21 protein-coding genes are annotated in these 19192 nt (G+C 67.1%); 9 read left to right on the top strand and 12 right to left on the bottom strand.

The window, feature by feature from the left end; translation table 11 throughout:
* Positions 1-35 precede the first annotated feature (35 nt).
* The 6 genes from LH400_RS17910 to uxaC all read right to left on the bottom strand — a co-directional run bounded on the left by LH400_RS17910 (position 36) and on the right by uxaC (position 6172).
* Positions 36-368 carry a cupin domain-containing protein gene (locus tag LH400_RS17910; protein ID WP_229154346.1) on the bottom strand — a complete coding sequence of 111 codons (333 nt, stop codon included), beginning with the start codon at positions 366-368 and terminating at the stop codon, positions 36-38.
* A 19-nt stretch (positions 369-387) separates the two neighbouring features.
* Positions 388-1866: a mannitol dehydrogenase family protein gene (locus LH400_RS17905; RefSeq protein ID WP_229154344.1), complete on the bottom strand. Its 1479-nt coding sequence runs from the start codon at positions 1864-1866 to the stop codon at positions 388-390.
* Entirely contained in the window at positions 1863-3143 is a 1281-nt protein-coding gene (locus LH400_RS17900) for a TRAP transporter large permease (RefSeq protein WP_229154342.1), read from the bottom strand. Before LH400_RS17900 ends, LH400_RS17905 begins: the two co-directional genes overlap by 4 nt.
* A 1-nt stretch (position 3144) precedes the next feature.
* Complete coding sequence (locus LH400_RS17895; RefSeq protein ID WP_229154340.1) at positions 3145-3660, bottom strand: TRAP transporter small permease; 516 nt, start codon at positions 3658-3660, stop codon at positions 3145-3147.
* Positions 3661-3741: 81 nt separating this feature from the next.
* Positions 3742-4731: a TRAP transporter substrate-binding protein gene (locus LH400_RS17890; protein ID WP_370638414.1), complete on the bottom strand. Its 990-nt coding sequence runs from the start codon at positions 4729-4731 to the stop codon at positions 3742-3744.
* Between the two features lie 34 nt (positions 4732-4765).
* Complete coding sequence (gene uxaC, locus LH400_RS17885; RefSeq protein ID WP_229154338.1) at positions 4766-6172, bottom strand: glucuronate isomerase; 1407 nt, start codon at positions 6170-6172, stop codon at positions 4766-4768.
* 75 nt (positions 6173-6247) lie between these two features.
* Here uxaC and LH400_RS17880 point away from each other — a divergent pair, with 75 nt between their 5' ends.
* Positions 6248-6976, top strand: a complete 729-nt coding sequence (locus LH400_RS17880) for a GntR family transcriptional regulator (RefSeq protein ID WP_229154336.1) — start codon at positions 6248-6250, stop codon at positions 6974-6976.
* 82 nt (positions 6977-7058) lie between these two features.
* On the opposite strand, the gene ureC is transcribed toward LH400_RS17880, so the two are convergent.
* A complete protein-coding gene (ureC, locus tag LH400_RS17875; RefSeq protein WP_229154334.1) occupies positions 7059-8771 on the bottom strand; it encodes an urease subunit alpha in 1713 nt (570 codons plus the stop codon).
* A 178-nt stretch (positions 8772-8949) separates the two neighbouring features.
* Between ureC and LH400_RS17870 the strand changes: the two genes are divergently transcribed.
* The 4 genes from LH400_RS17870 (at position 8950) to LH400_RS17855 (ending at position 11767) form a co-directional block, all read left to right on the top strand.
* On the top strand, positions 8950-9381 hold the full coding sequence (locus tag LH400_RS17870; RefSeq protein WP_229154332.1) for a hypothetical protein: 432 nt from the start codon (positions 8950-8952) through the stop codon (positions 9379-9381).
* Positions 9382-9494: 113 nt separating this feature from the next.
* On the top strand, positions 9495-10040 hold the full coding sequence (locus LH400_RS17865) for a hypothetical protein (RefSeq protein ID WP_229154330.1): 546 nt from the start codon (positions 9495-9497) through the stop codon (positions 10038-10040).
* 392 nt (positions 10041-10432) lie between these two features.
* On the top strand, positions 10433-11146 hold the full coding sequence (locus LH400_RS17860; RefSeq protein ID WP_229154328.1) for a class I SAM-dependent methyltransferase: 714 nt from the start codon (positions 10433-10435) through the stop codon (positions 11144-11146).
* Between the two features lie 135 nt (positions 11147-11281).
* Positions 11282-11767, top strand: coding sequence for a MarR family winged helix-turn-helix transcriptional regulator (locus tag LH400_RS17855; RefSeq protein WP_229154326.1), 486 nt, complete (start codon positions 11282-11284; stop codon positions 11765-11767).
* On the opposite strand, the gene LH400_RS17850 is transcribed toward LH400_RS17855, so the two are convergent.
* The 3 genes from LH400_RS17850 to LH400_RS17840 are packed head-to-tail and all read right to left on the bottom strand — an operon-like array spanning position 11754 to position 14485.
* The gene (locus LH400_RS17850; RefSeq protein WP_229154324.1) at positions 11754-12512 is read right to left on the bottom strand and encodes an endonuclease/exonuclease/phosphatase family protein; all 759 of its coding nucleotides are present in this window, start codon (positions 12510-12512) and stop codon (positions 11754-11756) included. The two genes, LH400_RS17855 and LH400_RS17850, sit on opposite strands and share 14 nt — an antisense overlap.
* The gene (locus LH400_RS17845; protein ID WP_229154323.1) at positions 12484-13800 is read right to left on the bottom strand and encodes an NAD(P)H-dependent oxidoreductase; all 1317 of its coding nucleotides are present in this window, start codon (positions 13798-13800) and stop codon (positions 12484-12486) included. The genes LH400_RS17850 and LH400_RS17845 overlap by 29 nt, the downstream gene beginning before the upstream one ends.
* A gap of 55 nt (positions 13801-13855) precedes the next feature.
* Complete coding sequence (locus LH400_RS17840) at positions 13856-14485, bottom strand: sugar transferase (RefSeq protein ID WP_229154322.1); 630 nt, start codon at positions 14483-14485, stop codon at positions 13856-13858.
* A 116-nt stretch (positions 14486-14601) separates the two neighbouring features.
* Between LH400_RS17840 and LH400_RS17835 the strand changes: the two genes are divergently transcribed.
* The 4 genes from LH400_RS17835 to LH400_RS17820 all read left to right on the top strand — a co-directional run bounded on the left by LH400_RS17835 (position 14602) and on the right by LH400_RS17820 (position 17718).
* Positions 14602-15537 carry an NAD-dependent epimerase/dehydratase family protein gene (locus tag LH400_RS17835; protein WP_229154321.1) on the top strand — a complete coding sequence of 312 codons (936 nt, stop codon included), beginning with the start codon at positions 14602-14604 and terminating at the stop codon, positions 15535-15537.
* Positions 15534-15740: a hypothetical protein gene (locus LH400_RS17830; RefSeq protein WP_229154320.1), complete on the top strand. Its 207-nt coding sequence runs from the start codon at positions 15534-15536 to the stop codon at positions 15738-15740. The genes LH400_RS17835 and LH400_RS17830 overlap by 4 nt, the downstream gene beginning before the upstream one ends.
* Before the next feature lie 243 nt (positions 15741-15983).
* Entirely contained in the window at positions 15984-17264 is a 1281-nt protein-coding gene (gene hemA / locus LH400_RS17825; RefSeq protein WP_255617776.1) for a 5-aminolevulinate synthase, read from the top strand.
* A 73-nt stretch (positions 17265-17337) separates the two neighbouring features.
* Positions 17338-17718, top strand: coding sequence for a cupin domain-containing protein (locus tag LH400_RS17820; RefSeq protein WP_229154319.1), 381 nt, complete (start codon positions 17338-17340; stop codon positions 17716-17718).
* 338 nt (positions 17719-18056) lie between these two features.
* Here the strand turns inward: LH400_RS17820 and LH400_RS17815 are convergent, their stop codons facing one another.
* Complete coding sequence (locus LH400_RS17815; protein WP_229154318.1) at positions 18057-18842, bottom strand: SDR family oxidoreductase; 786 nt, start codon at positions 18840-18842, stop codon at positions 18057-18059.
* On the bottom strand, positions 18842-19165 hold the full coding sequence (locus LH400_RS17810) for a nuclear transport factor 2 family protein (protein ID WP_229154317.1): 324 nt from the start codon (positions 19163-19165) through the stop codon (positions 18842-18844). Before LH400_RS17810 ends, LH400_RS17815 begins: the two co-directional genes overlap by 1 nt.
* Between the last annotated feature and the right edge of the window lie 27 nt (positions 19166-19192).

The raw sequence follows: 19192 nt of genomic DNA, 5'->3' as shown, positions 1-19192 counted from the left end.
CGGGCGGCGGGTGGCGATGCTCTCGGGTGCGCCGGTCAGGCCGGCAGGAAATCCTCGCGTGCGGGCGTGAAGACGTCGATCAGGCTGCCCCCCGTCTCGGTCGTCGTCGAATGGCGCGCATTGGCCGGGACCACAACGGCATCGCCTTCCCTGATCGTCCGGGCCTCGCCGGCGATCGTGTAGGAGAAGGTGCCGGATTTGACATAGGACGACTGGAGATGCGGATGCGCATGCTCGGCACCGGCGCCGCCCGGCTTGAACTCGACCTCCACCACCATCATCGCCGGCGCATGCGCGAGGATGCGCCGCCGCGTGTGCGCGTCGATCTCGACCCAGTCTCCGGTAGCTCCGTCGGTGCGTTCGCTCATCGCCTGCGTCCCCTTCCAATCATCGCGCAAAGTCGGCGGCGGTCGCCGCGGCGCCCTTTTGAAGAAGCGAAGCAAGCGCGCGGGTCACCGGCTCCACAAAGGCCGGGTCGTCCTTGAGGTCGCGGCCGAAGACGTCCCCGACGCCGAGATAGGCTTTGGCCAGCGCCTGCGGATCGCGGCCCGCTTCCTCGCCGATCGCCTTCAGGCGGCCCGCGAGCGGATCCTTCACCTCGATCGGCTCGCCCTTCTCGTCGGTGCCGGTGACGTAGCGCATCCAGGCGGCGACGCCGAGCGCCAGCCGGTCGATCGGCGCGCCCGCGGCGAGCCGGTCGCGGATCGTCCCGAGCAGGCGCTGCGGCAGCTTCTGCGAGCCGTCCATGGCGATCTGCCAGGTTCGATGCTTCAGCGCCGGATTGTGGAAGCGCTCGATCAGCGCGTCGCGATAGGCGCCGAGGTCGGTGCCGAGCATGTCGAGGGTCGGCATCACCTCCTCGCTCATCATGGTCCGGACGAGCCGCTCGACCGCCTTGTCGGCCATCGCCTGCGAGACCGTCTCGTATCCCGCGAGATAGCCGAGATAGGCGAGCGTCGAATGCGAGCCGTTGAGCATCCTCAGCTTCATGCGCTCGTAAGGCTCGACGTCGGCGACCATCTCAGCGCCCACGGCGCCGAAATCCGGCCGGCCGGTCGGGAAGCGGTCCTCGATCACCCATTGCGTGAAGGGCTCGGTGACTACCGGCCAAGCATCCTCCAGTCCGAGCGCCGCGGCGATCTCCGCAGTGTCGGCGTCGGTCGTCGCCGGCACGATGCGGTCGACCATGGTGCCGGCGACCGCGACGTCGTGTTCCACGAAGCGGGCGAGGTCGTCGTCAAGGAGCGCTGCATATTGCGCCATGATCCGGTGCACCGTCGGGCCGTTGGCCGGCAGATTGTCGCAAGGCATCACGGTGAAAGGCACGATGTCCGCCTCGCGCCGGCGCCGCAGTGCCTCGACCAACAGCCCCGGAGCGGAGGTCGGCGCGCGCGGGTCCGCAAGATCCGCCTTCACGTCCGGGTGCTCGGGATTGAGATCGCCGGTCGCCGGGTCGTGGCAATACCCCTTTTCGGTCACGGTCAGCGAGACGATCCGGATCCCCGGATCGCTCATTGCGGCCAGTAGCGCTTCCGGATCCTGCGGCGCGACATGGATCGCCCGGATCGAGCCGACGACCCGCAGCGCCATGCCCTCGCCGGAGCGGACGGCGACCGTATAGAGATCGTCCTGCGGCGCCAGCGCATCGCGCATGTCGGCGCGGCGCAGCGAGGCGCCGACGATCGCCCATTGAGGATCATGTCCCAGGAGGTCGTCGAGATAGACCGCCTGATGCGCCCTGTGGAAGGCGCCTACGCCGAGATGGACGATGCCCGCCTTCACCTCGCGCGGATCATAGGACGGGCGCTGGACCGTTTCGGGCAGATCGTTCAGCGTCTCGAAGGACAGGCGTTGCTTTGAACTCATTTGAACACGCTCGGCAGCCAGAGGGAGATCGCCGGAACGTAGGTCACCAGCATGAGAACGGCGAAGGCCGCGAAATAGAACGGCCAGATCGTCCGGATCGCCTGCGCCACGCGGATCTTTGCCACCGCGCAACCGACGAAGAGCACCGCACCGACCGGCGGCGTGCACAGGCCGATGCCGAGATTGAGGACGAGGATCACGCCGAAATGCACCGGGTCCATGCCGAAGGCCTTCACCACCGGCAGGAAGATCGGCGTGGTGATGATGATCAGCGGCGACATGTCCATGAACGTGCCGAGGAACAGGAGCAGCACGTTGAGGAGCAGGAAGATCACCACCGGTGAATCGGTCAGCTGCTGCATGAAGTCGATCATCTGGGCGGGCACGCGCAGATAGGCGAGCAGCCAGCCGAAGGCGGCGGCGGCGCCGATGATCAGGAGCACCATCGCCGTGGTGCGGACCGCTCCGAGCGTCGCAGCGACGAAATCCGACCATCCCATCGACTTGTAGACAAGGACGGTGATCAGCAGCGCGTAGACGATCGCGATGCAGGAGCTTTCCGTGGCGGTGAAGACGCCCGAGCGCACGCCGCCGAAGATGATGCCGATGAGGATGATGCCGGGAATGGCGCCGAGCGCCCGGCGGCCGATATTGCCCCAGCCTTCGAAGGCGGTGATCGGATAGCCGCGCTTGCGGGCGACGTACCAGGCGGCCGCGGCGAGTCCCAGGGCGAGCAGGACGCCGGGCAGGATGCCGGCCGTGAAGAGGTCGGCGATCGAGATCTGGCCGCCTCCGGAGATCGAATAGATGATCATGTTGTGGGACGGCGGGATCATCAGCGCGATGATCGAGGAGGTGACCGTGACGTTGACGGCATAGTCGACGTCGTAGCCGCGCTCCTTCATCTGCGGGATCATCAGCCCGCCGATCGCCGAGGCGTCGGCGACCGCCGAGCCGGAAATGCCGCCGAACAGCGTCGAGGCGGCGATGTTCACCTGGCCGAGGCCGCCGCGGAAATGGCCGACGAGGCTTGCCGCCAGCGCCACGAGGCGGGCCGCGATGTCGCCCCTCACCATCAGGTCGCCGGCATAGATGAAGAACGGGATCGCCATCAGCGCGAAGACCGATATGCCGGCATTCATGCTCTGGAACACGATGACCGGCGGGATGCCCAGGAACAGCACGGTCGCGAAGGAGGCGATGCCGAGACAGAAGGCGATCGGCGTGCCGATGAGCAGGAGCAGGACGAAGCTGCCGAAGAGGATCGTGAGCGCCATGTCAGGACACCGAGTCCGCCGGCGCGGCTTCCAGATGCGGCTCCTCGAGCCCGGCGAAGCGGCGGCAGATACGTTCGAGGGAAAAGAGGACGATGAGAGCGCCGCCGAAGATCAGCGGGATATAGCCGACGCCGACCGGGATCTGCATGGCCGGCGAGACGTTGTTCCAGGTGCCGGCAGCCAAAAGGTAGCCATACCAGGCCATGCCGCCGCCGAAGGCCGTCACGGCCACGTCGCTGACCGTGTTCAGCATCATGCGCACATTCTTGGGCAGGACGACGAGCAGGATGTCGAAGCCGAGATGGTAGCCCTCGCGCACGCCGACCGCCGACCCCAGGAGAATGAACCAGCCCATCATCAGGACGGAGGCCGGCTCGGTCCAGCTCGGCGAATCGTTGAGGACGAAGCGTCCCCAGACCTGCCATGCGGTGAAGCCGGTCATCAGGACCAGGCCGATCCCGGACAGCCAGAGAGCGCCGGTCGCCAGGCGGCCGAACCAGATCGCGACGGTGCGCACGGATTTCCTTTCCCGTGAACGAGCGAAAATGGCGGCCCCGCCGGTTAATCTCCGATGCGGGGCCGCCGGTTTGTCGGATGCTTACTTCTGAGTGTCGCGAACCCGCTTCACCAGTTCCTTCAGCTCCGGGGTATTGGCGTATTTCTCGTAGATCGGATCCATCGCCTTGATGAACGGGGCGGGATCGACCTCGTTGATCTCGACGCCGGCGGCCTCGACCGTCTTGCGCGACTTCTCCTCCTGAGCATCCCAGAGCTCGCGCATCTTGGTGACCGACTGCTTGGCCGCATCGCGGACCGCCTTCTGGTCTTCCGGCGACAGCTTGTCCCAGCTGACCTTGGACATCATCAGGACTTCGGGACACTGCGAATGCTGGTCGAGCGAATAGTACTTCGCGACTTCGTAGTGCTTGGAGGATTCGTAGCTCGGCCAGTTGTTCTCGGCGCCGTCGATCAGGCCGGTCTGCAGACCGGAATAGACCTCGCCATAGGCCATCGGCGTTGCATTGGCGCCGAGCGCGTTGACCATGTCGACGAAGAGATCCGACTGGATGACGCGGAACTTCAGGCCCTTGAGGTCGTCCAGCGTCTTGATCGGGTGCTTCGAATTATAGAAGGACCTCGCGCCGGAATCGTAGACGGCGAGACCGATATAGCCGGCGGGTTCGAAGGCCTTGAGGATGTCCTCGCCGATCGGCCCGTCCATCACCTCGCGCATGTTCTCCTTGGAGGTGAAGATGTAGGGCATGCAGGGGACGATCGTCTCCGGCACGATGCCGTTCATCGGCGCGAAGTTGACGCGGTTGAGATCGATGACGCCGAACTTGGTCTGCTCGATCGTCTCCTTCTCCTCGCCGAGCTGGTGCGAATCGAAGACCTGGATCGCGATGCGGCCGTCGGTCTCCTTCTTCAGGACGTCGCTCATGTACTTGACAGCCTCGACGGTCGGATAACCGTCCGGATGCGTGTCGGCCGAACGCAGCGTGATCTCCTGCGCCTTCGCGGCGACAAGGCCGCCGGCGAGCGCCGTGGCGACGGCGAGTACCGCCGCGGTCGTCTTCATCATGCTCATGCTTTCCTCCCAGAAATGGCGGCAAGGCCGCCGGTCAGAGCCTGTAGGCCTCTTTGGCCAGGCGATAGGTGAGGTCGTGCGCCACCTCGAAAGCCTCGTCCTCGGCAAGGCGGCCCGTCGTGACGAGGCCGGCGAGATAGGCGCAGTCGACGCGCCGCGCGACGTCGTGCCGCGCGGGGATCGAGCAGAAGGCGCGGGTGTCGTCGTTGAAGCCGACCGTGTTGTAGAAGCCGGCGGTCTCGGTGACGGCCTCACGGAACCGCATCATCCCTTCCGCGGAATCGAAGAACCACCAGGGAGGCCCGAGCCTCAGGCAGGGATAGACGCCGGCGAGCGGCGCGAGCTCGCGCGAAAACACCGTCTCGTCCAGGGTGAAGAGGATCAGCGTAAAGTCCTTTTCCAGCCCGCAGACGTCGAGGAGCGGCTTCAGCGCCGCCACGTAATTCGTCGGCTGCGGGATGTCGAAGCCCTTGTCGCGCCCGAAGCTTTCGAAGATCGCGTCGGAATGGTTGCGGAAGGAGCCGGCATGGATCTGCATGACCATGCCGTCCTCGACCGAGAGCTTCGCCATCTCGGTCAGCATCTGCGCGCGGAAGAGTTCGCGGTCCTCGGCCGAGCCGGCGCCGTCCTTCACCCGGTCGTAGAGCGCCGAGGCGTCGGCCGCCGAAAGATTCGCCGTTCGGGCGGTCGGATGGCCGTGATCGGTCGCCGTCGCGCCATGGTCGCGGAAGAAGGCCCGGCGGCGGCGATGCGCCTCGATGTATCCGACGAACGTCCCGGTGTCGCAGCCGGTGATCTCGCCGAGCGTCTTCAGATTGTCGGAAAAGCCCGCAAAATCCGGATCGACCACGGCGTCGGGCCGGTAGGTGGTGAGCACCCGCCCCTGCCAGCCGCTGTCACGGATCTGTCGGTGGTAGGCGAGGTCGTCGAGCGCGCTCTCGGTGGTCGCGATCGCCTCGACATTGAAGCGTTCGAAGAGCGCGCGCGGACGGAACGCCTCGGTCTTCAGCTTCTCCGCGATCGCGTCATACGTCTCGTCCGCAGTCTCGGCGGACAGCCTCACGTCGAGATCGAAAAGGTTCTGGAACGTGTGGTCCAGCCAGAGGCGGGTCGGCGTGCCGCGGAAGAGGTAGTAGTTCTCGGCGAAGCGGCGCCAGATCCTGCGCCCGTCGGTCTCGACCGGCGAGCCGTCGGCCGAGGACACACCGAGCTCGGCAAGGCCCACGCCCTGCGAGACCAGCATGCGGAAGATGTAGTGGTCCGGCACGACGATGAGATGCGCCGGGTCCGGGAAGGGTTCGTTCTCGGCGAACCAACGCGGCTCGGTATGGCCGTGCGGCGAGATGATCGGCAGGTCCTTGATGCCGTCATAGAGCGAGCGCGCAATCCGGCGGGTGGCCCCGTCGGCCGGGAACAGCCGGTCGTCGTCCAAAAGTGCCATGGTCGATCTCCTATCCCGGACCTCATTGCCAAAATTCTGGTATGGTAGTATCCGAAGACTGTCAAGAGGACCCCCATGACCGTCGAAGCCGCTCTTTCCCCCACCCATTCGCCGCCCCGCGCGACCATGGCCGATGCGGTCTATCAGGATCTGAGACGTGCGATCCTCGAACTCAGGCTGAAGCCCGGCATGCGCGTTTCGGAGGCGGAGATCGCGCGGCGCATGGGCGTCTCGCGGCAACCAGTGCGCGAGGCCTTCATCCGCCTCGCCCGGATCGGCTATCTGAGGGTCCAGCCGCAGCGGGCGACGGAGATCGTCAAGATCTCGGTTCAGGAGGTCCTCAACGCCCGCTTCATCCGTGAGGCGCTGGAGATCGCGGTGGTCCGCAGGGCCTGCGAGGGCGAAAACGGCGCGCTGATCGAGCAACTCACCGACAATCTCGCCCGCCAGCACGAGGCGCAGGAAGCGGACGACCGGCGCGAATTCCACCGGCTCGACGACATGTTCCACCGGCTGATCGCGGATGGGGCGGGCTGCGGCTTCGCCTGGGAGTTGATCGACGAGCAGAAGGCGCAGCTCGACCGGATGCGCTTCCTGACGCTCTCCTATGGCCAGCCCGCGGTCTATGACGACCACTATGCGATCTTCGAAGCGCTGAAGGCGCGCGATGCCGCCGCTGCCGAAGCCGCCATGCGGATCCATCTCGGTCGGATCATCCGGCATCTGGAACGGCTGAAGACCGAGTTCGAGGAGTATTTCGAGGATACGGGAGCCGGCACCGCCGAGGAGCGCGCCGGCCTCTGATCCAACGCCAGTTTATGGACCTGCCGGCGGATCTATCGCGCCGGCAGCCCCTTGACCGCGGGTCGCCTCGATCGGGTCTCCCTCAGAACAGGAAGTAGCGCTGTGCCATCGGCAGAACGGTGGCCGGCTCGCAGGTGAGAAGCTCCCCGTCCGCCCTCACCTCGTAGGTCTCGGGATTCACCTCGACATGCGGCGTCGCGGAGTTGTGGATCATCGAGGCCTTGGAAATGCCGCCACGGGTGTTCTCGACCGCGAGAAAGGTCTTCTCGCAGCCCACGCGCTCCTTCAGCCGGTCGTCCATCGCCGCCTGGCTGACGAAGGTGACACCGGTGGCGCCGATCGCCTTGCCGAAGGCGCCGAACATCGGCCGGTAGTGCACCGGCTGCGGCGTCGGGATCGAGGCATTGGGATCGCCCATCGGGGCGGCCGCGATCATCCCGCCGATCAGCACCATCATCGGCTTGACCCCGAAGAAGGCCGGATCCCACAGGACGAGATCCGCCCGCTTGCCGATTTCGACCGAGCCGATCTCCCTGGACATGCCCTGCGCGATCGCCGGGTTGATCGTGTATTTGGCGACGTACCTTCTGGCGCGGAAATTGTCGTTGTCGCCGGCCTCCTCCTTCAGCCGTCCGCGCTGGCGCTTCATCTTGTCGGCGGTCTGCCAGGTCCGGATGATCACCTCGCCGACCCGGCCCATGGCCTGGCTGTCCGAGGCGATGATCGAGAAGGCGCCGAGGTCGTGGAGAATGTCTTCCGCCGCGATCGTCTCCTTGCGGATGCGCGACTCGGCGAAGGCAATGTCCTCGGGGATCGACGCGTCGAGATGGTGGCACACCATCAGCATGTCGAGATGCTCTTCGAGCGTGTTCACCGTGTAGGGCCGCGTCGGATTGGTCGAGGACGGCAGGACGTTCGGCAGGCCGCAGACCTTGATGATGTCCGGCGCATGACCTCCGCCCGCGCCCTCGGTGTGGAAGGCGTGGATCGTGCGCCCCTTGAAGGCGTCGACCGTGTTTTCGACGAAGCCGCTCTCATTCAGCGTGTCGGTGTGGATCATCACCTGGACGTCATAGTCGTCGGCGACCGACAGGCAGTTGTCGATCGCCGCCGGCGTCGTGCCCCAATCCTCGTGCAGCTTCAACGCGCAGGCACCGCCCTTGACCATTTCCACGAGCGGGGCCGGCAGCGAGGCATTGCCCTTGCCGGAAAAGCCGAGATTCATCGGGAAGGCGTCGGCCGCCTGGATCATCCGGGCGAGATGCCACGGACCGGGCGTGCAGGTGGTGGCCAGCGTGCCGTGGGCCGGGCCGGTGCCGCCGCCGAGCATGGTGGTGACGCCGGAGAACAGCGCCTCCTCGATCTGCTGCGGGCAGATGAAGTGGATGTGGCTGTCGAAGCCGCCGGCGGTGACGATCTTGCCCTCGCCGGCGATTGCCTCCGTTCCGGGGCCGACGATGATCGTCACGTTGGGCTGGGTGTCGGGGTTGCCGGCCTTGCCGATCGCCGCGATGCGCCCATCCTTCAGGCCGATATCGGCCTTGTAGATGCCGGTATGGTCGAGGATCAGCGCGTTGGTGATCACCGTGTCCACCGCCCCGTCGGCCCTGGAGTGCTGCGACTGGCCCATGCCGTCGCGGATCACCTTGCCGCCGCCGAACTTCACCTCCTCGCCATATGTCGTCAGGTCCTTTTCGACCTCGATGAACAGCTCGGTGTCGGCGAGGCGCACCTTGTCGCCGGTGGTCGGGCCGAACATCGCGGCATAGGAGGAGCGGGAGATTTTTGCGGGCATGGGCGGTCTCGCGGCTGATGTCCCCGGATCGTTCGACGCCGCGGACCCCTCGGTTGCGGCGCAACAGCTCCGACCATATGTCGGTCGCGAAAGCTTGTCTTCCCTTGATGGCCCGTCTGCCGGAAGCTCGGGCAAATTCCTCTCGCAAGCGCTTGGCCGCCGGGCCAGGAAAGGTCCCATGCTGCCCCGCCTCCTTCTGATCGCCCCGCTCCTCGTTCCCCTCGATTCGGTGGCGCAGCCCTTCGATCCCGGCCCGACGGTCAGCGTGCCCGGCTCGTCCGTGTCCGGAATGCGGATCGACGGGATGCCGCCGCCGCTCGGCGGCGTGCGCATCAAGGGCGCCCATGTGTTCGGAGAGACGGTGGAACAGCGCGCCTATGGTCGCGACTACGACAACAGCTACCTGCATCCGCGCATCCCGCGCGGTGGGGGCGGCCCCGAGATAACCACCGAGGAACGGGCGATGGAAGGCCGGTCTGATCTGAACGGCATCAATGCCGAGAGCTTCGCCCGGGGCGGCCCGAACGCCATCGGGAAGAGCTCTGTGACCCATGGCGGCTCGGTCGGCTCGCACCGAGCGATCATCAGGCGCTCGCAGGGCGACCGCTGAGCCCGCCTTGGAACCCTCGCCGAGGTGAGGGATTTCTGGCATGTATCCGCGGGACCTACCGCGCTTGAAACCTGGCGAGGAACGCCAGCTCGCGCCGTCCGATGGAGTTTGCGATGCGTATCAGCCAGAGCCTGCCCGTAATGCTTGCCGCAGTGCTCGTCACCGCTCCCGCGATGGCGCAGTCCTCGCTCGGCGGATCGACGGGCACGGGAAGCTCGACCTTGGCGCCGACCGGCACCACGGCGACGACGGGATCGAGCCTCGGGACCGGCACCAGCAGCACCGGAACGAGCCTCAACCCCAGCGCCGGCACCGATATCGGGGTGGATTCCATCACCGACCCCGGCACGACGCCCTCCTCCTCGGTCTATTCGGGTCCGAGCACAGGATCCTCGCTCAGCGACACGCAGACACGGGCCGAGGAAGGCTCGTCCACCATCAACAGCACGAACGTCGACGCCTTGGCGCGGTCGGGCAATATCGGGACCTCCTCCGCAAGCACACTCGGATCGAGCGGGTACGACTTTCGCAACACCGCCGGTGCGGGAACACCTGCGGAGTACCGGATCCCCGAACCCCGGGTCGGAGTCGATCTCGGTGCGATCCGTCGCGGCCTACGCGCAGCGCCGAGCGCCACGCCCGACGCCCACGGAGACTGACGTTCGAGGGATCGGGGCGGAAGCGGTCAGGCTGAACCGCCACCCACTCCAATGTCTCTGTCGTGGCACGACGGCACCGCAAGGCTGCCTGTTCATTCGCGCATAAAGCGCCGGCCGCCCTCCCTAAATTCTTCTTGAGACGCGGCCACTTTGAGCGGCCGAGTCGACAGTCGCCGCCGCGAAACCCGTCTCAGGATCGCGACGGCCTTGCTATCTGGGACAGGCGCAGCCACAGGAGGCCGCCGGAACAGTTTTGTCCGGCATCCGAAGCATGAGCGGGACAAGGCGGGCGGGTTCCGACAGGATCATGCATCGACATGTCGGGATGGACCCGCTGACCGAGCCGCCCAGGTATGGTCTCCCGCTTCACGGACTGGCGAAGGGATAGATTCATGCAGACACCGGCCGCGCTTAACACAGCCTTCGCAGCGGGCGACGCGCTTCTTGCCGTCGCCGAAAGCCTGAAGATCGCCGGGGCCCGAACCGTCCTCGATATCGGCTGCGGCCACGGCAGGCTCGCCGCCTTCCTGGCGGCGCGGAATTTCGTGGTCTCGGGGGTCGATCCCAATCCCGCGGCGGTAGACGCCGCGCGGGCGGCGCTGCCGGACGCGAACTTCGCAGTCGGAAACGCGGAAAGCCTGGGCTTCGCAGAAGATACCTTCGATGCCGCCGTCTTCCTCAATTCCCTTCATCACGTGCCGGTCGCCGTCATGCGAAAAGCGCTTGCGGAGGCAAGGCGCGTGACCGGCGCAAAGGGCACGATCCTGATCGTCGAGCCTCTAGCGGAAGGGCCGGGTCACGAGGCTATGAAGCCGCTGGAAGACGAGACGGAAGTCCTGGACGCGGCCGGCCGGGCCATTGCCGATGCCGTTCGCGAGGGCGACTTCGCTCTGCGCGGCAATGTGGTCTTCGACCGCCGCGACCGCTATGTCGATGCCGATGCCTATATCGACCGCCTGCAGGCCGTCGACCCTCTGCGCGAGGCAGCGATCGCAGACGCCAGGGACGAGATCCGGGCTCGCTTCGATGCGGTCACCGAGTCCATTGACGAGGGACGGGTTCTCGTTCAACCTCTCCGGATCTACTGGCTTGCCGCATTGAAATAGGCCTGCCGCCGTGGCCGAGCCGTCTGCGACGCCCCGGCGTACAATTTGCAACGTTTCTGTTGTCGCATTGCGTCTCACCTTCGGTAGATTCCTCACGACCGTGTGAACACGGGAGGGGATACCATCAAGAGCGAAATGACTACGGGCATCGACGAGACATCTGCAGCGGTCCTTGCGGGACTGCTGGAGCAGGTCGCCCGCCGCCTCCATTCCAAAGGCTACGCGGCCCAACTTTTTCCCGCGCAATGGTCCGCCCTGCGCTACATCCAGTCCGCGCCACCCGAAATGCGGACCGCAATCGATCTTGCCCGGCATCAAGGGCTTGCATCCGGCGCCGTCGCCAGGACGGTGCGCACGCTGATCGAGAAGGGCTACCTCGCCAAGGGCGGCACGATCGGCCGCGGGCGGGCCGAACGGCTCGACCTGACGGACCGCGGCGTGAAGCTCCTCAAGAAGGACCCGATGCGGATCATCGGGCAGTCGCTCGAAGGCCTGACGCAGGACGAGCGCGCGACCTTCGCCAAGGGACTGGAAATCGCTATCGGCGCGACCCGCAGCGAACCCGCGCAGAAGCGTGCGAAGGGCGCGCGCAAGGTCGAGCCTCCGCTTACCGAAGCATGAGATCGGCGACGAGCGGCAGATGGTCGGACGCCTTGGCGGCCTCCTCGTCCAGAAAGGCGCGCTTCGGCAATAGGCCGGAGGAGAGATAGATCCGATCCATGCGGGCCAGCGGCATCAGCGAGGGCCAGCTTCGCGGCGCCGCATGATGGGGCAACCTTGAGCTCAACACGCGGTGGACCGTGCCGAGACGCCACTCGTTGAAGTCTCCGAGGACGAGACCGGGCCCAGCCCATGCGGCAACCAGCCCGGCGATCTGCATGCTCTGGCGCTGGCGCCCCTTTTGCGAAAGGCCGAGATGGGCGGACAAGACGTTCAGGACGCCGCCGTCCGTGCGGTCGATCACGATCTCGATGGCCGCACGCGGCTCGATTCCCGGCCCCGGCAGCGCATGCACAGCGACCGGCCGGATCGGCCGGCGCGACCACAGGAGATGTCCGTAGTCGCGGTCCGGCCGGCGCAGCGTGCGGGCCTCCGCGACATGGCCGCCAAGCCGCTCGGCAAAGAATTCGAAGGCCCGCGCCCGTCGGCCGAGATGGCTGCGCCCGTCGACCTCTTGCAGGGCGAGGAGGTCCGGCTGAAGCCTTTCGATGACCGAAAGCGTCCGTTCGGGGTCGCAGCGCCAGTCCCGCCCGACACTGCCGTGGCAGTTCCAGGTGACGACGCGAAGCCGCTCGGGTCCGGCCGCCTCCGCGACCTGATCCGCGCCCGGTTCGCGATCAGGCGGCGAAGCGGCCGTCTTCGGCATCGAGTTCGGCCCGCATGCGGGTGACGAGCAGCGTCTCGTCCGGTGTGCAGTTGTCGTGGGTGAGGAGTTCGCCGACGGCGACCGGCCGCACCACCCGCGACTTCTCCGCAAGGCCGAGCGGCAGGGCGCGCTTTGCCCGCGCATCGTCCCAGGTCATGGCATAGCCGCGATAGTCGGACTCGCCGATGCGGCCGAGCCTGTCGCCGGGCGCCAGCGCCCGTTTGGCGACGGCGCCGCATTCGGCGACCGGCCGGTCGACCGGCACCATGTCGGGCCGGCGATACATCACCACCCGCGCGGCCGACAGCGGCGTCTCGAGGCTGGTCAGGTGGAACGGCCGGATCAGCCCGAAACACGGCCCCGGCCCGACCTTCAAATCCGCCATGCGCTCGATCGCGCGCGGATGGCGCGGCTTGACGACGCAGAAGACGCCGGGGGCGACGCCCTTGCCGATCGTATAGTCGACGCAGCCGGGCTTCGACAGGATGCCGCCATCGTCCGCCGAGCACAGCACCTGGCCGAGATTGTCGCGCGTCGCTTCCGGCCCGTGCATGCCCGGAACGTCCGGCTTCAGCCCGGTGCAGTTGGCGATCGCGGTCATCTCGACCATGGTCTTCGAACCGTCGATGAACTCGACCAGCATGCGGGCGTTCATGTTGCGCGCCCGCGCCTCCGCCTCGTACTCCTCCGGCACGGCGGAGTGGCGCAAGGGGTTGTTCTTGCCCTTGCCGGCGGCCACGACGTCCATGCCGAGCGCCTGGGCGAAGCCGATCAGTTCCAGCGTCGAGGCCGGCTCGTCGCCGGCGGAGCCGGTGTAGACGATGCCGGCCTCGCGCGCCTTGCGGGCAAGGAGCCGGCCGACGGTGATATCCGCCTCGACGTTCAGCATGACGATGTGCTTGCCGTTGCGGATCGCTTCCAGCGCCAGGAACGTCCCGACCTCCGGACTGCCGGTGGCGTCGACGACGACGTCGATGCGGCCCGCCGCACAGAGCGCGCCGAGATCGTCGGTCACGGCGATGCCGCCGGTCTCGATCGTCCGGTCGATCTCGGCCGGCGAGGAGGCGAGCCGGCCGTGCCCCTCCGGATAGCCGGCCATGGCGATCGCCTCCAGCGGCCGCGTCGGCCGGTTCGCGGCGATCGCGCCCACCCGGATTCCCTCCATCAGCGCCACCTGGACCACGATGTCCGTCCCCATCTGGCCGGCACCCGCCAGTCCGATCGTCACCGGGCCGTGGCGGTCGGTATGGGCGGCAAGCTCGGCGGCAAAGCCGACGCGGTCGATCATGGTCGCTCGTCCTGGAAGAAGGTGAGGAATCTGAAGGGATGGAACATCTGGGGATCTAGCTGCCGTCGCGCCGGTCGGTGTCAAGTCCGCCGACCGGTGGACGGCTCGGCACGCGCGGGCCGTGAGCGGCCGAAGGCGCCACGCGATCGCCGCGGCCGCCGCCGAAGATCGTGCGCATCACCAGCCTGAGGTCGCCGAGAAAGCTCTGCTCGGCCGCATAGGAGGCGTCGATCTCGGCAAGCCGGGTCGGATCGGACATGTCGACGCCCATCACCTGCGCCTTGCCGGTGATCCCGGGGCGGAGCTCGAGCACGCCCCTCTTCTCCCGCTCGGCGACAAGAGCGGTCTGCGAGGGCAGGCAGGGGCGCGGGCCGACAAGGCTCATCTCGCCCTTCAGGACGTTCCACAGCTGCGGCAGTTCGTCGAGCTTCAGGGCCCGCAGGCGGCGCCCGAGCGGCGTGACGGCGGAGTCCGGCGTCTCGTGCGAGGCGGCCGAGCGCGTGGTGCGATACATGGTGCGCAGCTTGTAGCAGACGAACACCCGGCCGCCCCGACCGACCCTTTCCTGCGCAAAGATGCCGGGGCCGTCCGAGCCGCGACGGATGATGAGCGCCAGGAGGGCGATCAGCCAGCCGAGACACAGAAGCCCGGCACAGCTGGCCGAAAGATCGAAAAGCCGTTTCATGCCGATCCGCTAGCACAGGAGCCGGCGAGCCGCAGCCGATTTTGGAACGGTTCGCAAGACTTGCGCCGCGCGCCCGGCTTCGGCAGAACGAGCGAAAACGCCACGATGGTGCTCCCTTGCGCGTTCTCCTCACCGGCGGCAGCGGCTTTGTCGGCCGGCATCTTCACGCCGAGCTTACCTCCAGCGGCGCCGATGTCCTCGTCCTAGCGCGCGGCGGTGCGCCCGGCCCCGGCCGCATCGCCGGCCCGGTTGATCTCGCCGAGCTGACGCCTCGCGACCTGCCGGAGGGGCTCGACGCGATCGTTCATCTCGCCGCCGCCAATCCCGAGCGCGGCACCGAGGAGGCGGGAGACATCGCCTTCCTGCGCCGGGCCAATCGCGACGGCACGGCCGCCCTTGCCGCAGCCGCCGCCGCGCGGCAGGTCAGGCGCCTCGTCTTCCTGAGCACGGCCAATGTGCATGCGCCGGCGGCGGACCCCATTTCCGAAACCGCCCCGATCGCGCCGCAGAACCTCTATGCCGCGTCGAAAGCCGAGGCCGAAGACGCGCTGTGGCGGGCGCTGGAGGGTAGCGACACCAGTGCCTGCATCCTGCGGCCGGGCCCCGTCTTCGGCCCCGGCGGGCGCGGCACGCTGGGGCTCCTCATCCGTCTCGCCTCGACCCCGGCGCCACTTCCCTTCGCAGCCTTCACCGCGCCGCGCAGCGTTCTCTTCGTCGACCATCTGGTCGAGGCGATCCGCCTAGCCCTTCAAAGCGAGGCGGCGGCGGGCGAAACCGCTCTCGTCGCCGACCCCGACCCGCTCTCGCCGGCGGAAATCATCGCCGCGGTGCGCCGGGGCCTCGGCCGCTCGAGACGTCTCTTCGCGGCCCCGCCAGGGCTGCTGACGCAGCTTGCGGGCCTTGCCGGCCGCGGCGAAGCGCTCGCCCAGCTCCGCCGACCCTTCGTCCTCGATACCGGGCGCCTGCAGGGTCTGCTCGCCTTCCGCCCGGCCTCGACTGCTCGCAACGCCCTGGAACTTCCACATCCAGAAACTGAGCCGAAACCAAGATGAGCGACAAACATTCGGACGGGCAGAAATCGAAACGCCAGGAACGACTGGAGGCGGCACTTCGGCAGAACCTCAAGCGCCGCAAGGAACAGGCGCGCGCCCGGCAGTCCTCCGATGCTCCCGGCACCGACGAGGGCGATCACCAGAGCGGGGAGCGTCAGGACGGGGTTGGACAATTTGACAAGGGGCAGCGGGAAGAGGGTTGACCTATCTCAAGGCGGCCGGCTCGCGCCTTGTTCACAAGGGACAAGTGTCGGAAATCGCTCCCCTTCCCCCCGCGGTGACGGCGAAAGGACCCGGGAGTGGCGTTCTGACTGTCAACCCGCATTGTCATTTCAGCCGCGGCTTGGCGTAAAGTTTTCTTGACACTTCCGCGGAATCTGCTGTCCTCAGGCATGGACATCGCCCGGGGCGAGACTTAGAACGCTTCTGATGAGGAGCCCAGACTGATGATCGACTACCAGAGTCATTTCGCCGCGGCGATCGAAGCCCTTCACGCCGAGAAGCGCTACCGGGTCTTCGCCGACCTCGAGCGCATTGCCGGCGCATTTCCCAAGGCGATCTGGCGCAATGGCGGCAAGGCGCGGGAGATCACCGTCTGGTGCTCGAACGACTACCTTGGCATGGGCCAGCACCCGGACGTGATCGCGGCGATGACGCAGACCGTGACGGCGATGGGCTCCGGCGCCGGCGGCACCCGCAACATCTCCGGCACCAACCATCCGCTGGTCGAGCTCGAAGCCGAGCTTGCCGATCTCCACGGCAAGGAAGCGGCGCTGGTCTTCACGTCCGGCTTCGTCTCCAACGAAGCCTCGATCTCGACCATCGCCAAGCTCCTGCCGAACTGCCTGATCCTGTCCGACGAGCTCAACCACGCCTCGATGATCGAGGGCGTGCGCAAGGCCGGTACCAAGAAGCAGATCTTCCGCCACAATGACGTGGAGCATCTGGAAGAACTGCTGAAGGCCGCCGAGCCCGGCCGGCCGAAGCTGATCGTCTTCGAGAGCGTCTATTCGATGGATGGCGACGTCGCTCCGATCGAGAAGATCGTCGAGCTCGCCGAATACTACAACGCCATGACCTATATCGACGAGGTCCACGCCGTCGGCATGTACGGGTCGCGCGGCGGCGGCATCTCCGAGCGCGAGAAGATGGCGAGCCGGATCGACGTCATCGAGGGTACGCTGGCCAAGGCCTTCGGCGTCCTCGGCGGCTACATCACCGGGTCGAGGGCGCTGATCGATGCGGTCCGCTCCTATGCGCCGGGCTTCATCTTCACCACGGCGCTTCCGCCGGCGCTCGCCGCCGCCGCCACCGCCTCGATCCGGCATCTCAAGGCGAGCGAGGCCGAGCGGGCGGGACAGCAGCGCCAGGCCGCGCGCGCCAAATCGGTCTTCGCCGAGGCCGGCCTGCCGGTGATGCCGTCCGACACGCATATCGTGCCGCTGCTCGTCGGCGATGCCGATCTCTGCAAGAAGGCATCCGACCACCTCCTGCAGCGTCACGGCATCTACATCCAGCCGATCAACTATCCGACCGTGCCGCGCGGCACCGAGCGGCTGCGCATCACGCCGACGCCGCTGCACGACGACCAGCTGATCGCGACGCTCACCGAGGCGCTTGTGGAGACCTGGAACACGGTCGGCATCCCCTTTGCCTCGGAACGCCCGGTGGGGCCGGAGCGTTCGCAGAAGGTCACGCCGCTCGTCGTTTCCCAGGCCGGCGGCTGACAAGGCGGGCCACGCAGCGTTGCGGGTCCGCTCGGACGAAAGGACCCGCCACGATCATGCCGCCCGTCTTCCCATGCTGAAAGTCTCGCTTCGCGACTATCTCCAACGCCTGCCGCTTCCCGGAGACGCCCTCTGGCCGGACGGACGCTTCGACGTCGAAACCTTCGCGCATGGCACGATGTCGCTGCAGGTCTTCGCGCCACGCGGCACCGACCATCAGGAGCCGCACAGCCAGGACGAACTCTACATCGTTGCTTCCGGCTCGAGCGGCTTCGTCCACGAGGGCGACCGCACAGAGGTGAAGGCGGGCGATGCCCTGTTCGTCCCGGCCGGTGACGAACACCGCTTCGAGGACATGTCCGAGGACTTCGTCACCTGGGTCGTGTTCTACGGCCCCGCCGGCGGCGAGGCCGAAGCGCCGGAACCCTCGGTGTTCGCCGCGATCGACGCGTGAGGCGTGGCGGGCAGATCCGCCGGGTCCTGCAGGCGCCCTGCCATGCTTACGGCCCCCTACCAATGCGGCGGAGTGCCGGCCGCTCGGCGCTTTCGGACGAAATTCGCCGTTCACGGCGGACAGTCGCACAGCTGATCGAACGGCCGCGATGGACCCGTAGGTGGAAGGGCGGCGTCCGGGCCCTCCTGCAGAAGCGGCCGGCCGCGGCCCGGTCCGTCCGTCCGTCCGAACGAGGCCAAGGGTATCGGGCGATAAATCGGCATCGCTCGATGCTCTCGCTCGCCTTGGTGACACGCCGGGTGGCCGAAAGACCGGTTTCCACTTTTTCGCCCGGCGACCTAGACGGTCGGCACCGTGCCGCCGTCGATGACGTATTCCGTACCGGTGATCGAGGCGGCTCGGGGTGATACGAGGAACGCGACGAGGTCGGCCACCTCTTGCGGCTTGGCTGGACGTCCCAGCGGAATCCCGCCGAGCCCCTGCATGATAATGCGCTTGCCGCCCTCGTAGTCGGTGCCCGCCTGGTCGGCCAGACGCTCGGCCAGACGCACGGAGGCTTCCGTCTCCACCCAGCCCGGAGACACTCGCACGACGCGTACGCCCTTCGGCGTGACCTCCTTCGACAGGGCCTTGCTGTAGGTGGTCAGCGCGCCCTTGGCCGCGGCATAGGCGATCGTCGATTCCGGGAGAGGCAGTTCGTGCTGGATTGAGGTCACATGGACGACAACACCCGATCCGCGTTCGACCATTCCAGGTACCAGGGCGCGATCGAGGCGGACGGCCGACATGAGATTCTGGTCGATCTCGCGCGCCCAGATCTCGTCGTCGAGTGCCCGATAGCCTCCGCCCGGCGCATTGGAGCCGCCGACAACGTTCACGAGAATGTCGACAGCGCCGAGTTCGGACAGGGCGAAGCTCGCGAACTCGGCGCATCCCTCAGCCGAAATGAGATCGGCCTTCCGGAAGAGCACGCCCTCGGGCAGCACGTCGGGCGCCGAACGCGCACCCGTGGCGACGACGGCTCCCGCGGCGACCAGCGCGGCCACCACGGCTGCGCCCACGCCCTTCGTGCCGCCGGTCACCACCGCGCGCTGGGCGGTCAGATCGATCCAGCCCGCGCTCATCACGCGATCTCCAGCGACACGATGCGCCCGGCCTGCAAGGTGAAGCGGTGATCGAGAACCAGCGGGCTGCCCGGGAAGGATCCGGTCACCTCGGTCGGCACGATCGTCGTGCCCTCCCGCTCATCGACGGAGAGCGGGCGCGCTGTGAAGGGAGTGCGCGCGATGGTATCGATGCGCCAGTCGCGGATTGCATCGAGGCCCTGATGGACCCGCTTCTCGTCCCGCACGATCGCCTGGTCCGCAAAGGCGCGCGCGAGGTCGGTGACAGGGGCGCTCGTCGGCAGCGAGAAGTAGATGTCGATTGGGTCCGGAAGAGAAGGCATGTCGTCTCCAGGGAGTTGATATTGCGA

Source organism: Jiella soli, assembly GCF_020615385.1.
Taxonomy (GTDB): domain Bacteria; phylum Pseudomonadota; class Alphaproteobacteria; order Rhizobiales; family Rhizobiaceae; genus VKMB-3413.
The sequence above is the reverse complement of the archived record's forward strand: the minus strand, read 5'-3'. Positions and strand labels throughout refer to the sequence as shown.